Source organism: Micromonospora sp. NPDC048907 (genome assembly GCF_055586885.1).
In genome coordinates this window covers 277,639-290,790 of the sequence record NZ_JBVJHI010000005.1, presented here as the reverse complement: position 1 = coordinate 290,790, position 13,152 = coordinate 277,639, and the positions used below count along the sequence as shown (strand labels likewise).

13 protein-coding genes and 1 pseudogene are annotated in these 13,152 nt (G+C 68.2%); 9 read left to right on the top strand and 5 right to left on the bottom strand.

Annotation, left to right across the window (positions count from 1 at the left end; translation table 11 throughout):
• Positions 1-458: 458 nt before the first annotated feature.
• Positions 459-911, bottom strand: coding sequence for a nuclear transport factor 2 family protein (locus ACZ6PY_RS19410; protein WP_466074013.1), 453 nt, complete (start codon positions 909-911; stop codon positions 459-461).
• Between the two features lie 154 nt (positions 912-1,065).
• Here ACZ6PY_RS19410 and ACZ6PY_RS19405 point away from each other — a divergent pair, with 154 nt between their 5' ends.
• From ACZ6PY_RS19405 to ACZ6PY_RS19390, 4 genes are all read left to right on the top strand, one after another.
• A complete protein-coding gene (locus tag ACZ6PY_RS19405) occupies positions 1,066-1,503 on the top strand; it encodes a hypothetical protein (RefSeq protein ID WP_466074011.1) in 438 nt (145 codons plus the stop codon).
• Positions 1,504-1,726: 223 nt separating this feature from the next.
• A complete protein-coding gene (locus ACZ6PY_RS19400) occupies positions 1,727-2,902 on the top strand; it encodes a metallophosphoesterase (RefSeq protein WP_466074009.1) in 1,176 nt (391 codons plus the stop codon).
• Positions 2,903-3,304: 402 nt separating this feature from the next.
• Complete coding sequence (locus tag ACZ6PY_RS19395) at positions 3,305-3,853, top strand: RidA family protein (protein ID WP_466074007.1); 549 nt, start codon at positions 3,305-3,307, stop codon at positions 3,851-3,853.
• 19 nt (positions 3,854-3,872) lie between these two features.
• Positions 3,873-4,199 carry a TraR/DksA family transcriptional regulator gene (locus ACZ6PY_RS19390; RefSeq protein ID WP_154226623.1) on the top strand — a complete coding sequence of 109 codons (327 nt, stop codon included), beginning with the start codon at positions 3,873-3,875 and terminating at the stop codon, positions 4,197-4,199.
• A 78-nt stretch (positions 4,200-4,277) separates the two neighbouring features.
• On the opposite strand, the pseudogene ACZ6PY_RS19385 reads toward ACZ6PY_RS19390, so the two are convergent.
• The 4 genes and pseudogenes from ACZ6PY_RS19385 to ACZ6PY_RS19370 all read right to left on the bottom strand — a co-directional run.
• A pseudogene (locus ACZ6PY_RS19385) lies at positions 4,278-4,706 on the bottom strand (hypothetical protein); the annotation flags it as partial.
• 458 nt (positions 4,707-5,164) lie between these two features.
• Positions 5,165-5,383, bottom strand: a complete 219-nt coding sequence (locus tag ACZ6PY_RS19380) for a hypothetical protein (protein ID WP_466074005.1) — start codon at positions 5,381-5,383, stop codon at positions 5,165-5,167.
• 1,025 nt (positions 5,384-6,408) lie between these two features.
• Positions 6,409-6,930 carry a hypothetical protein gene (locus tag ACZ6PY_RS19375; RefSeq protein ID WP_466074003.1) on the bottom strand — a complete coding sequence of 174 codons (522 nt, stop codon included), beginning with the start codon at positions 6,928-6,930 and terminating at the stop codon, positions 6,409-6,411.
• 501 nt (positions 6,931-7,431) lie between these two features.
• A complete protein-coding gene (locus ACZ6PY_RS19370; RefSeq protein ID WP_466074001.1) occupies positions 7,432-7,998 on the bottom strand; it encodes a hypothetical protein in 567 nt (188 codons plus the stop codon).
• A gap of 617 nt (positions 7,999-8,615) precedes the next feature.
• Here ACZ6PY_RS19370 and ACZ6PY_RS19365 point away from each other — a divergent pair.
• The 5 genes from ACZ6PY_RS19365 (at position 8,616) to ACZ6PY_RS19345 (ending at position 12,737) form a co-directional block, all read left to right on the top strand.
• On the top strand, positions 8,616-9,203 hold the full coding sequence (locus ACZ6PY_RS19365; protein ID WP_466073999.1) for a hypothetical protein: 588 nt from the start codon (positions 8,616-8,618) through the stop codon (positions 9,201-9,203).
• Between the two features lie 576 nt (positions 9,204-9,779).
• Entirely contained in the window at positions 9,780-10,229 is a 450-nt protein-coding gene (locus ACZ6PY_RS19360; RefSeq protein WP_466073998.1) for an SRPBCC family protein, read from the top strand.
• Positions 10,230-10,438: 209 nt separating this feature from the next.
• Positions 10,439-11,794, top strand: a complete 1,356-nt coding sequence (locus ACZ6PY_RS19355; protein WP_466073996.1) for an MFS transporter — start codon at positions 10,439-10,441, stop codon at positions 11,792-11,794.
• A 104-nt stretch (positions 11,795-11,898) separates the two neighbouring features.
• Positions 11,899-12,363, top strand: coding sequence for an SRPBCC domain-containing protein (locus tag ACZ6PY_RS19350; RefSeq protein WP_466074682.1), 465 nt, complete (start codon positions 11,899-11,901; stop codon positions 12,361-12,363).
• Positions 12,360-12,737: an ArsR/SmtB family transcription factor gene (locus ACZ6PY_RS19345; RefSeq protein ID WP_466073995.1), complete on the top strand. Its 378-nt coding sequence runs from the start codon at positions 12,360-12,362 to the stop codon at positions 12,735-12,737. Before ACZ6PY_RS19350 ends, ACZ6PY_RS19345 begins: the two co-directional genes overlap by 4 nt.
• Positions 12,738-13,152: the final 415 nt, after the last annotated feature.

Genomic DNA, 13,152 nt, shown 5'->3' with positions numbered 1-13,152 from the left:
GTGATCACTAGTTGTTGATGTCGAGCAGGAACATGGTCAGTGCCGCGGCGACCTGGGTCTCGCCTCGGTGGTGCGGTCCGCAGTGGTTCAGTTTCGGAAAGGCGAGTACCCGCGACGAGGGGAGCACCTCGGCGAGCCGGGCCGTGGAGGGCCAACGTGCGCCAGGTCGCTCCGGCCGCCGGTCATCAGCAGCACCTCGGCGGAGACCTCGCGGTAGTGGGGGTAGCTGTTGTCGAGCCGGCCGACCTCCGCATGCTCGTTTAGGGCCGGCTCGAGCAGCTCGACGACCTTCGCCCGCTTTTCGCCGCGACAGGCCAGCCGGAGGATGGCGGCCATCAGCCAGCGGGGGTTGCGGCGTGCCGCGATCGGGCCGGTGGCGATGGAGAACGTGGCGAACCCGTCGATCGGGCGGCCTTGGGCCAGAAGCCGGCGGGCCGGTGGGATCCAGTCGGTGCGGATCAGGCCGTCGTAGCGGCACCCCGTTCGGTGGGACTGACATGTGCCGCGATCAGGCGCCATCCTCTGTCGCCGTCGAGGATCCAGGTACGCGTGTAACGGACCCGGGCGAGGAACGGTTCGCCGGCCAGGGTTCCTTCCAGCGTCCCGAGGAACCAGGTCACCCCGGTGCCGCCGACCACGAGCACCGACAGGTCCTCCTCTTCCACACGGGTCATCGACTGCCGGCCGGATCGGTGCACGCCTAGGTCGTCCTGCTTGGAGTACAAATTGCCGTCGGGGCCCGTGAACACGAGCCGGTCATCAATCAACCGGTCCAACGCCTCGACATCAGAGCCCAGCTGGGCCTGCTGTAACCGCCGTTCGGCAGCGCGCAGCGCCTCCACTTCGGCGAGATTTGCGCCGCCACTTCCGACGCCGAGAACATCGTCCGACGGCTGACCCACGTGGGACATCGACCGACCCCTTACCCTGCCGATTGAAGCATGTTCAACCATCCTGGCATGCCGCTGATCGCGCGTTGTGCAAGCGCCGATCACTGGTTGCCGTTACTCAACTTCCATGTCAGGTTGACCGCACTGTGACGGCAGGCATCGAGGTTGGATCCCAGTGGTCCAGCGTGACAAGCAAATCGCCCAGGCATCACGGGGGATGACGGTGATCGACCGCAGGAGCACGGGCGGAGCAGCCAGGCATGAGCGCGGGGCGACGCCGCCGGGTCGCATCAGCGTCGGCGCGACCGTCGCACTCGCGCTGTTGGCGATCCCGCTACTGCCGATCATGTGCTGCTCGGGCATCGAACTTGTCGTGTCCATGGCTCCGTCCGAGGCCTGCGCGCCCCCGTTCGTGCAGGACAAGTCGGACTGCGGGCCCGAGCCATTGGCCGTGCTTCCGAACGCGTTGCTGGCGGGCGGCTACGCCACGGTGGCCGCTGTCGTGGCCTTCAGGGTCAGCGTGCCGCCCTGGATGCGGATCCTCGCCCTATCTGTGGCGCCGTTGGCCGCTGCCCCACTTCCCTGGGCACTGTTTGTCTATTGCCCCTACTGATCACGAACAACACGGGCCGACTCAACCGCACGGGGCCGTCCGGCAACCCTGAAATGATCAGGCGCAGGCTCTCGGCCAAGGCGTCGTACGCCACCCGCTGACCGTACCTGGGCCGGGTCGCGGTCGCGGTCGATCCCTACGGCCGGATCCGTCCCGGTTCCCGGGCGTGGTCGATCCGGCCCGGACCGTGTCATGCTCCACGGACCCGGACGGGAGGACGACGATGGCTGCTGGCGATGCTGTAGAGGTGCGGCCGGCGCAAGGGGCGCTGCGACCGCTGGTGTCCGGGGCGACGCTGGTCGCGCTCCTGGCGTTGCTGTTCGGGCTGCCGTGGTGGACGTTAACGGTGGCGGCGCGGTGGCCGGCGCCGGTGGTGGCCGCCGGTACGAGCGTGTTCGTCGTCGCGCTGGTCGCGTTTCCCGCCCTGATGTACCTCGGGCACGGCCGCCGGCGGCTGGACGCGGCGGCCCGCGCGGGGGACACCCTCCTCGGCTTGGTCTGGATCCTGTTCGTCTGGTCGCTGATCGGCAACGTGGCCCGGCTCCCGCTGACCGCCGCGGGGGTCGCCGATCCGGCGCGGTCCCGGGCGGTGGCGGTCGGTGCGGCGGTCGTCTCGGTCGTCCTGGCCGTCTGGGGGTACGCCGAGGCGATGCGGGTGCCCCGGGTCCGGCGGGTGGACGTCACCGTCGACCGCCTCGGTGCGGGTCTCGACGGGGTCCGGGTGGTGCTGCTGACGGACACCCACTACGGCCCGATCGACCGGGCCCGTTGGTCCGCCCGGACCATCGAGGTGGTCAATGGTTTGGCCGCCGACATCGTCTGCCACACCGGCGATATCGCCGACGGTACGGTCGACCAGCGTCGGGCGCAGGCCGCGCCGCTGGGCGCCGTCCAGGCACGGCTGGCCCGGGTTTATGTGACGGGCAACCACGAGTACTACGGCGAGGCGCAGGGCTGGGTCGAGCACATGCGGGCCCTTGGCTGGGAGCCGCTGCACAACCGGCACCTGGTGGTCGAGCGGGGCGGTGCCCGGCTCTTAGTCGCCGGGGTGGACGACGTGACCGCGGCCTCGTCCGGCGTCGCCGGTCACCGGGCCGACCACGCCGCGGCGCTCGCCGGGGCCGATCCGGGGCTGCCCGTGCTGCTGCTGGCGCACCAGCCGAAGCAGATCGGCGACGCGGTGGCGGCCGGCGTCGACCTGCAGCTGTCCGGGCACACCCACGGCGGTCAGATGTGGCCGTTCCACTACCTGGTCCGGCTCGACCAGCCGGTCGTGCAGGGCCTGAGCCGGCACGGCCGGACCCAGCTCTACACGAGCCGGGGGACCGGTTTCTGGGGTCCGCCGTTCCGGATCTTCGCGCCGAGCGAGATCACCCTGCTCACCCTCCGTGCGGGCTAGCCTCGACCGGGCCGATATACCTCGCCGCCCTGTTGCGCACCGGGCCACCCGACGTTGTGGCCTGGCTCGCCGCCCGCTGCCCAGCCGCCCGCCACCCGCCGCGCCACCGCCGAGGCCATCGACGCCTTGCTGGCCCGGCTGCGCGGCGGCCCGGGCGTCGAGCGACTCCCGGCCGAACCATCGAGGGCCGACCGGCGGAAATGGCGGCGGGCAACGGCGCGGGTGCATGACGGCCAGCGGATACTCCGCGCATTGGTAGCCCCTGGCACCGTGCACTGTCATGCCGAGTTGGGTGCGTTACGCGGATGAGCCAGTCGGGGTGGCAGCGCCAGTGGGGCCAACGGGCGTTAAGGCGCCGGGCGGGCGCCCGGCGCGGTCGCTGCTCTGCAATGCTCCTGTACCGTGACTTCTTTTCGCCGCTTGGTGACTTCAGGATCACCGCTGGAACCGGAGATCGGCTTCTCACGCGCCGTGCGGATAGGGCCGTACGTATCCGTGGCCGGCACCGCGCCGATCGCGGACGACGGTGCCACAGCCGGTCCGGGAGATGTGTACGCGCAATCCGTGCGTTGCCTGGACATCGCCGAGCAAGCGCTGCGCGAGGCCGGCGCAACGCTGGCAGACGTCATCAGAACCAGGGTAATGCTTGTTGACATCGCCCGTTGGCGAGAGGCGGCGCGCGCACATGGCGAACGGTTCTCTCAGGTACGACCGGCGTGCACCTTCGTAGAAGTATCGCGTTTCATCGATCCGGAGTGGTTGGTGGAGTTCGAGGTCGACGCCGTCGTGGCAACAACCGACCCGAGAGACTTCGTTGCTCGCGAAGGACCTGAGGCGGTCGCGGATTCCGTGTCTCGAATCGTGTCGCGCCGACATCCTGATTTGCCGCCACCCGTGCGCGTCCCTACATGGCCTGTTTGTGGCAACTGGAGGCCGTTAGGCCCTGTTTAGGCCCCGTTAGGCTACACATATGGTCCGGGATGAACTGCTGCGACTGCGAGCAAGGGCGGAGGCTGAGGCGGCGACGCTGGCCCAGGATCTGGAGGCGCTGTTCCTGGCATCGCGGGATTCGAATGCCGACGACGAGCACGACCCGGAGGGCGCCACGATCGGCTTCGAACGCGCCCAGTTGACCGCGCTGCTGGCCGGGGCGCGAAAGCGGATCGCCGACGTTGACGACGCGCTGCGTCGGGTGGACGCGGCGACCTACGGCGTCTGCGAACGATGCGGACAGCCGATCGGCGATGAACGGCTCGCCGCGCGGCCGTTCGCCCGCTTCTGCATGGCATGCGCATAGGGCGTCAAGGCGAGTGAACACTGGGGGCTCGCTCACTAATTCCAGCGAAGCGTTTACGCGGGCCACGACCAGATGCGCTCAACTGCCGCCGAGCGCGCGCACGACGCGCGTCATGGCCACCGGGCTGGTGTCTGCTCCAAGGGCCTGGCCGAGGATGGCAACGAGGTCGTCGGCGGCTCGTTGGGCGTCGAATCTGTCCGCTTCGGTGGTCCACCCCTGAATCCACAGACCGTCGGGGCCGGCGACGAAGAGCAGCGCCTCCACTGCGGATGCGGCGAGGTCCGACGCTGACGCGGGAAGCAGCGCCATGTCTGTCTCGTCCGACAGCTCCGCTAGGCGGTGTTGTAGGTGCTTCCCGCCGGGAAGCGCGGCTGCCACGAGTGCTGCCGCCGCGATGATCTGGTCAGGAAAGAACTCCCGCCAGAGGAGGCCGCGGTTGGCCAGGACGTAGGTGAACATGTGCCGGAGCGCGTCGAGGTGCTGCTCTGGCGGCCGTTCGGCGAGTTCTTCGAGGAAGTCCTAGGCGCCGTCGCTGCTGAACGGCCCGGTTCCGAACGTGCCCATGTCACCCTCTCGTCAGAGGACAGCCACCGTCGAAGTCGATGAGCGCACTCCACAAGATCTGCGCAGCGTGGCGCCGTGTCACGCACGTCCGGTGCTCAGCGCAGCGACGCACATGAGTTCTACCGCCACCTCGGCGTCAAGGAAGCACGCAATCGCTTTGGCAGCCGCTCGACACTCTGCGCGACTGAACCGGACGAGTGACTGCGGACGTAAACCGACGTCGCTGGAGGGCACGGCCATCCTTGGGTCATCCCGGGGCCGTCTGGGCCGTTGCCAGGTCGTTAAACGCCTGCCATCGACGACTAGACGATCAGCGGTACCCGACGAAACACAGGTCAGCCATCATGTAGCGGCGGCTGACCTGGTGGCGACGGACGGGTCGAGCTGTACGCCGGATGCCGTTAGAGCGACGGTTCGTGGAAGTAGACGGTGGCCGACCACCAGTCACCGTCGGCAGTGACCTCGCTGTGCAGGATGACGTCCTGGACCTCGATGCCGGGCCGTTGTTTGATGCTGTCTGCGATGCGGCGCAGCAGCGCCGGCACGCTGTCCTGGCCGGGGCCCACCGGGTTGGCTTGCGAGAAGTGCTTGATGGTCCATGACTCCGGCTCAGACGGCATGGCGGCAGTCTGCCAGGGTTCAGACGGTGGCCGACTCCCGGTGGTGTAGGGCACTCGCGGGGCACAAGACCACCGTCAAACGTCGTCAACCAGCCATCAACGTTGGCAGCCCGAGACGGCGTGTGAGCAGGCGCCCGGGCGCTGTTCCCGATGGTGATGGGACAGCGGCTCTAAGTTCCGCTTCAACTCACCTGCGTCGAACCGTCGCCGGGTGTTTGTGCCGTGCCCGGTTCGTCAGGTGGGGAGCAGTTAGCTTCTAAGTTGCGAAGACGACGCGTTGGCTGCGGGCGTTGCTGGATGGGGGTACTACGAAGCGTCCTGAGGAGTCCTCTGACGTCGAACCCTTCGCACCGGAGTGCATGTCGCTGCTTGAGTTGGCCCGGCTGCTCGCTGGTCGGAGGTACAGCGAGAGAGTTGCCAGTGCGTATGTCGAGGTGGTGACCTTCGCATCGGCTGACGAGATCCTGGTGATGCTGGAGGAGGTCTGGATAGGTCTTCCGGTCTGGGCGCGAAACCCGCATTCCGGCTGGCCTGCCTCCAACGGCCGGAGGATGTCGAGCTGTTGCGTGTGGCGGCCAACGACCTACATGCCTTCGGTCCCGACTGGGACCATAGCTGCGGAACTTCACCGTCGAGCAGACCGGTTGGAGGCCGGCCAGGAAGAGCGCCGTCCCTGACACCTCTGCTCCTGAGCAGTTGTCCTGGTGCTGTCGACAGCAACGGGGACAGACGGGGATGGGTGCGGCTGGACGGCTGCGGATTGCCGCCCGAGCTCAGAGACAGACGCGGACCGGCCCGGACGGAGCGCCCAGAACTTACAAGCGAGGGGTCGCAGGTTCGAAACCTGCCCCGCCCACCGCCACTTGAACAGGACAATCCCGCCCGTGGCCGGCGATGGCCTGGGCGATGTGGGGCGGGGTGCCTGTCCCATCACCACCGATGCAACCACGAGCGCGCCAGAGCTGGCGGTCGGAGACCAACCAGATCCACGTGATGCGTGACGGACTCATGCCGGACGTTGAGTGTCAGGAGTGGGAGGGCGAGGGCACCGGCGAGGACAGCAGGCGCATGGTGCGGTCGTCGACCGCGTTCTTCATTGCCGGGTCGGGTGCGGCGTTGAACGCAGCCTCCTGCAGGGGTTTGGGAAAGATCCGCCGGATGCTGTCCGCGTACACCCCTTCTCCTTCTTCCGGCTCCTGATGGGTGACCGGCGGTCCCAGGTGCAGGGCTATCGGCATCGACACGCCGCCGAGCACGCCGAGGTCGACACCAGGTCCCTTCCCGATGTCGGCACTGGGGAGGTACTGGCAGAACGCCAGCGTGTAGATCGTGCGGACCTCGTTGAAGGTGTCAGCCGAGTCCGGCGCCACCCCGAACACCGAGGCGGCGCAGACCGGCCGTACATCGGGATCGTGCCCCCCGTCGAAGGTCGAGTCGTGCTCGATCATGTCCACCACGCGCGCTGCCAGCTGCTCCCGGAACGTCTCGGGCAGCTTCGGCGGGTCGGGCACCGACAGCCACCGCAGCACGAAGACGCCGGGCGCCACCAGGACCAGAGGGAAAAGCACCGCCAGCGCCCACCGTCGGGCCCGCCTTCCATGCACGAGCGTGACACTAAACCACGACGGGACCTTCGGGAGCCCTCTCGGTCGCCTACCGGCCACCGGCTGCCGGCGAAGTCGACGCTCCTATTTCTGTCCACTGCCCGCTCCGGCAGGCGGTCATCGACGTGGCGGTAGAGTCCGGGCGTGGCCCGGCCGGTGGTAAGGGCGAGAGAGGCGGGCGGGGAGGCTCGGTCACGCACGGCTGATCTATAGGGTCAGGGTCAGCAGCTCCAGTCGCCCCAGCGCCAGACTTTCCACATGGCCCTTGGCCGACCGTGATACTCGCAGCCGGCGCCGCCGAGGTGGCCATTCCGAATACTCAGTTCGATGTATTGAACCGTTACCCAAGATCGCTGGTTGAGTGATGAGCATGCATGGACCGCGAGAAGCCGAACTGCACCTCATCGGTGCGCTGGTTTCCCTGATCGTGACTGTGCCTGCTGGCTAGCTGGGCTGGGTGTCCCACCAGCGTGGAAGATCGATGTCTGGCGTTTCCGGGCTGGTGAAGTGGAACGGCACGCCGACGTGCCGGGCGACAGCCCGGCCCTGCTCGGTCGCCTGCCGTGCCTCTGTCCACGGCGGCGCTTGGCCGTTGAACAGGCGGATGTCACCGCCGTGCCGCAGCACCGTCAACAGCACCTCGTCGAAGCGCTCGTGATGCCGGCCCGGCCGCTGCGCGATTGCCACCAGGTCGACGCACCAGCCCTGCGTGTCGCCGTCCCACAGCGCTTCGACGGCGACGACCGGTGCGGTGATAGCGGCCACCCTCTCGATCAGGTGTGCGACCGTCGGCGGTGGTGGCTCCGGCTCGACAAGACCCCGCCGGTCCAGTTCGGCGCTGCGCTCGGTCAGCAGATCCTGCGCCTGGTACAGCCCGGGCGGCGGCTGCAGCCCGCCGTCCTGGCGTAGGAGGGCGATAGCCGCGATCAGCCGACGAGAGCACAGCAGCTCGTCGATCCGGTCCCGGACTTGCGGGCTCAGCGCGTTCCACGAGGCGTCGTACGCATGCACCCAGCCATTGTCGCCGACACCTCCGCGCAAGGTACGTCCACGTGCTGCGGCCGAGCCCACCACACCGAGCCGGCACCGATCGCCGCTTAGCATCAGGCCGGATCCCGCGATGGCCGCCTCTTAGACCACCAGCGCGGACGTGACCCTGCGCGGACTCCGGATCAAACAGACGACTCGTCCTCAGCCGTGGCCGCTGTCCCTCAGGTCCTGCCCGCCAACGCGCGAGGGGACTCACGATGGATTGTCCGGCGATGTTTTTCCGGTGCCTGACGAACTACCGATCAACCCCCCCAGAGTCCACGATGAGAACAACGAACAACCTCAGTGCATCCGCTCTCAACGCCGAGATTCACGACAGGTCGGTCGGCCCCCCGCGGACGTAGGGATGCAGCGACGGACGGGTTAATCGCAAAGTTGTCACGACGGTCCACACAGCAGTTGTGCGTCCACCGGCCATGCGGCCGCAATGCATTTGCCGGAACCCGCGTTTCCTCGCGGTGCTACCCGCTTCATGCTGCGAAGGGAGTTCCAGTAAGAAGTCGGCGCTGCGCCGAACGGCGGCCATTGCCGCTGTGCTTTCGAATATTCAGGAGTAAACGACAATTGGACGGAGCGCAATGATCACAAGCATGCCGAGACGCTTGCTGCGTAGAATGCTTCATCTGTTGGGAGTGGTTGCTTTCGTCACCTCGGCCACGCTGGTTGCCGGTGTGGCCCCAGCTCATGCCGCCACGTCCGGCTACTTCGTATTTGACAAGAACTGGACTGATCCGACCAACTCCACGCTCACGTGGTACGTCTCCTCCGACAATGGCGGCGCCGCATACACCTGGCGAGCCGGATCGGGCCTTGGGAGCACGGACGAGTGCTACAAGGACCACGGCTGGTTGCCCAATGGGTGGTACTCGGTCAAATTGCATTACCAGTACGATGGCAGCCTGATCAAGGGCGTCGCTTCCCAGCTCAGCGACAAGACTTGCTCGAACGGGAGTGCCCAACGCACCGAGCTTTTCATCCACAGCGAGATGAACAAGGACGGCACACAGGGTTCCACCGAGCCGCGCCGTTGGGACGGCGACAGTGACTTCAAGTCGGGCGGCTGCATCAAGCTGAGACCAGACGCCGTCAAGGAAGCGGCCAACCTGTTCGACAAGATCTACAGCCCCGGCACGACGTACAGCAACAAGCTTCAAGTCGTCAGCTAACGCGTCGGATCAGTTGGTGCCGCGGCGGTGGGAACTGTCCCACCGCCGCGGTGAGCTTTCATGTCGGGCTCCTTGAAGCATTGCTGCCACTCAGCTTCCTGAAGCCGGGCTGATGACTTGGAGGCCCGTCGTTTCTGCCAGCACCGGCGCAGCGGAGGACAACTCGGCTAGGGACGCGGCGATGAGGGCAGGATGGGCATCCGCCGCTCCCCATCTGCAAGTCGCCAACAAAGGGAAAGTCAGCAGCACGCGTAAGCCGCGCCGAGCAGGAGCCGGCGGCTCGGCTGTGCGGCACCAGCGTGAACGCTCCATGCCGCGGCACAAGCCGGCCACGCTGGGCGTCGCCACGTCGGCGCACATAAGACCTGCAACTATGGGTTGCGCATTTGGGCTTTGCCTGGATATCGTCATGTGCAACCGTAGGTTGCGGAATCGGTGGCTGTCGGACCTGACCGCGGGTTTGCCTGCGGGGTGCGACATCCGGTCGCGGCCGAGGTCCTTCGACCGCCAGCGTGCGGTCTCCGACCGCCCGATCACCGTCAGCATCTACAGGTGTCCACTCACTAGGAGGCAGGTATGGACAGCCAGAGCTACGCCACCTCGTTCACGGTCGATCAGACCCCCGACGAGGTCTACGCGGCCATCACCGACGTCGCCAGGTGGTGGACCGGAGACGTGACCGGCCCGGTCAGCCGGCTGGGGGACGAGTTCACCTACGTGTATCCCGACCTCCACTACTCCAAGCAGCGTGTGACGGAACTCGTGCCGGGGGAGCGCGTCGTGTGGCGGGTGGTCGACTCGAAGCTCGCCTTCGCCGGCGACCCCAGCGAGTGGACCGGCACGGACATCAGCTTCGACATCGCTGTACAGGGCGAGCGGACCGTCGTCCGGTTCGCTCACGTAGGTCTCGTGCCTCAATTCGAATGCTTCGACAACTGCTCCAACGCCTGGAGCTTCTACATCAACGGCAGCCTGCGCCGTCTCATCACCACGGGGGAGGGGCCGACCCCGCCTCCCTGGGCCTGACACCACACCACAGACGTCCAACATGACAAGCGGGATGGTGCACGTGAGCACCCGGCAGATGACTCGCCCAGCCAGGGCCAACCGAGCCCTGGCCACCCTTGGCGCGGTGGTCACCCTGGTCGGGGCCGTGGCACTGAATCCGACCGTACGCCCGCAGACGCCGAGATCGGCCCCCGGGCCACACACGCGTCCGCCCTCGGGTGCTCGCCGTGCTGTTCCTGAACTTCATGGTGTTCTCGGCGCTGACTCGCGTCAGCCGGTGGTCGACCGGTCGTCGCCACCCACCGTCCTGGCCCGAACCGCGCGCCAGGCCGCCAACCCGGTCCGCCATGGCTAGACGACGGTGGGTCCTCGCGCTATTTGGCACCGCCGCCCTGATGAACCTGGTCATGGCGATGGTCAGCCCGGTAGCCACGATCGCCGCCGCTGAGGCACTGGGTCCGGCCTGGGGCGGCGTACCGAACACGGCGGCGGTGGTGGGGACCGGCGTCGGTGCGATCGTGTTGAGTCGTACCGCGGCGGCGCGGGGTTGGCGGTTCGCGCTCGTCGCCGGGTACGGGGCGGCGACGGCCGGTGGGGTGTTCGGGGTGGCCGCGCTGGCCAGTGGTGACGTCGCCGGTCTCAGCCTGGCCATGTGGCTGCTCGGGCTGGGCAACGCTGGCGCGCTGCTGTCTCGCTACGCCGCCGCCGAGCGGTACCCGGCGCACCGGCGTGGGTTCGTCATCGGGGCTGTGGTGTGGGCCGGTGCGCTCGGCGCCGTGGGTGGGCCGCTGCTGCTCGGCCCGCTGGACGCCCTGGGTCGGCACTGGGCGGCCACCGCGCTGACCGGTCCGTTTCTCGGTGCGACGGTGGTCGCGGCGACGGCTTGGGCGGCGGCGTCCGCGCTGCCCGGTCGGCCCGGGATGGTGCCGCGGGTCGGCGTGCCGCTGGGAGTTCTGGTGCGAGCGAGGACGGCACGGTCCGCGGTGGCGGTGATGGGCACTGCCCAGGTGGTGATGGCGGCGGTGATGACCGCCGCGCCGCTGGACATGCATCTGCACCATCGGGGTCTGGTGTCGGTGGGCGCGGTCCTGGCGGGACACACACTGGGCATGTTCGGGCTCGCGCCGCTGAGCGGATGGCTGCTCGATCGGTACGGCGCTCGCCCGGTGATGCTCGTCGGGCTCCTCGTTCTGGCCGTCTCCGCGTTGTTCGCCGCGGCTACCGTTGGCGTCGGGTTGCGCGCGGTGGCGCTGTTCCTGCTCGGGTACGGCTGGAATCTGTGCTTCGTGGGGGGCAGCGGCCATCTGGCCCGGGACCTGTCGGTGGTCGACCACACGCAGGTGGAGGGGGCGGTCGACGCGGTGGTGTGGATCCTCGCCGCTGCGGCGAGCCTGGCGTCCACGGTGGTGCTCGCCGGGCTGGGCTACCCGCTGCTCGCGTTGCTGTCCGCCGGGCTCGTGCTGCCCGCCGCCGTCGGGCTGTTGCTTCCAGCCCCCGGGCGGTCTCAACGAATTCCGCACCAGCCGGCCGGGGTTCGACTAGAGGAGATTACTGAGGTTCCCCCGGGGGACCGGAAGCCCTGAACCAGGCAGCGGTGCCGTCCGACGAGCCGCAACCACGCGTTGCATTCACCGGTGCTGACGGGCTACCGTCATTGCGCAACCATGTATTGCGGAAGGTGATGGCTGTGGAGTACGGCTCGATCGAGCGGAGTATCCGGATCGGCGCGGCGCCGGAGATCGTCTTCGACGTGGTGAGCAACCCGGAGCACGTCCGGCAGTGGTGGTCCGACGAGGCGAATTACGAGTCCGTGTCGGGCCGGCCCGGCGAGCTCGTGTTCGTGTCCGACGACGGGGACCGGTTCTCGGTGGGCATCCAGGTGGTCGACGCGATCCCGTACCGACTCTTCTCGTTCCGCTGGATCCAGCCGCTGGGCGAGCCGGCCCGGAGGGACAACTCTCTGCTCGTGACGTTCGAGCTCGAGCCGGACGGCGACGGCACTCTTCTGCGCGTGACCGAGACCGGCTTCCGGGAGCAGGGCTGGGAGATCGCGGTTCTCGAGGAGACCTACCGCGACCACGAGCGGGGCTGGGACCACCACCTGTCGCGGCTGGCGTCCTACGTCGCGACGAACCGGACGGGTCGCCGATGACCACGGCCGGCCGGCCGTCGGAAGCCGGGAGCGCGCCGGGCGTCGACGACACGTTGTGGTCGGCGGTGGGAGACCCCACCCGGCGGCGGATGCTCGACCTGATGCTCGCCCAGGATGGGGGGACCGCCACCGGCCTGAGCGCCCAGCTCCCCGTGACCCGCCAGGCGGTGGCCAAACACCTCATGGTGCTCGACCGGGCCGGCCTGGTGCACGGCGTCACGGTCGGGCGGGAAAAGCGGTACCGGGTCAGTTCCGCTCAGTTGGCCCGGGCGGTGGCACAGCTTGCCCACGTCGGCGCCACCTGGGACCGGCGGCTGCGGCGTATCAAGGATCTCGCCGAGGCGATCCAGGAGAAGGCCCGTGAACAGGCCTGAGCTGCGGCAACAGAAGCCGGCATGCCGACGCTGCACGGCCGTCCGAACCGCCGGCAGATGGCCGTGTACCGCCTGACGCCCCGTCGGCCGGGCCGCCGGTACCTGTGGTAGTGCCCACGGACACCAGGCGGCCGGCCGGTCGAGCACGGTCGTCTCCGCACCGACCGGCCTGTCCGAAACGCGTCATCGCTGGGCTCCACCGCAGCAACCGAGGACCATCGCGCCGTACGACTGCGACGGCGGGGCCATCGTGCAGTCGAGAACCCCAGGACGGGTTTCATCCATGTGTGCAGCACGCCGTCGACTCTCCCCCTGCCTCGGCGCAGTGAGTGTGAACAGGGCGGCTATCTGTTCGGCGCCGCTGTAGGCGACTAACCGGCCGGCCACGGCGAAATCCGCACTCCATCGCCATCGC

What these genes read in the sequence shown, in the direction of transcription:
- ACZ6PY_RS19345 (WP_466073995.1), top strand. Translation starts at nt 12,360, where the DNA reads ATGACCACGGCCGGCCGGCCGTCGGAAGCCGGGAGCGCGCCGGGCGTC.
- ACZ6PY_RS19400 (WP_466074009.1), top strand. Translation starts at nt 1,727, where the DNA reads ATGGCTGCTGGCGATGCTGTAGAGGTGCGGCCGGCGCAAGGGGCGCTG.
- ACZ6PY_RS19365 (WP_466073999.1), top strand. Translation starts at nt 8,616, where the DNA reads ATGATCACAAGCATGCCGAGACGCTTGCTGCGTAGAATGCTTCATCTG.
- ACZ6PY_RS19410 (WP_466074013.1), bottom strand. Translation starts at nt 911, where the DNA reads ATGTCCCACGTGGGTCAGCCGTCGGACGATGTTCTCGGCGTCGGAAGT.
- ACZ6PY_RS19360 (WP_466073998.1), top strand. Translation starts at nt 9,780, where the DNA reads ATGGACAGCCAGAGCTACGCCACCTCGTTCACGGTCGATCAGACCCCC.
- ACZ6PY_RS19380 (WP_466074005.1), bottom strand. Translation starts at nt 5,383, where the DNA reads ATGCCGTCTGAGCCGGAGTCATGGACCATCAAGCACTTCTCGCAAGCC.
- ACZ6PY_RS19390 (WP_154226623.1), top strand. Translation starts at nt 3,873, where the DNA reads ATGGTCCGGGATGAACTGCTGCGACTGCGAGCAAGGGCGGAGGCTGAG.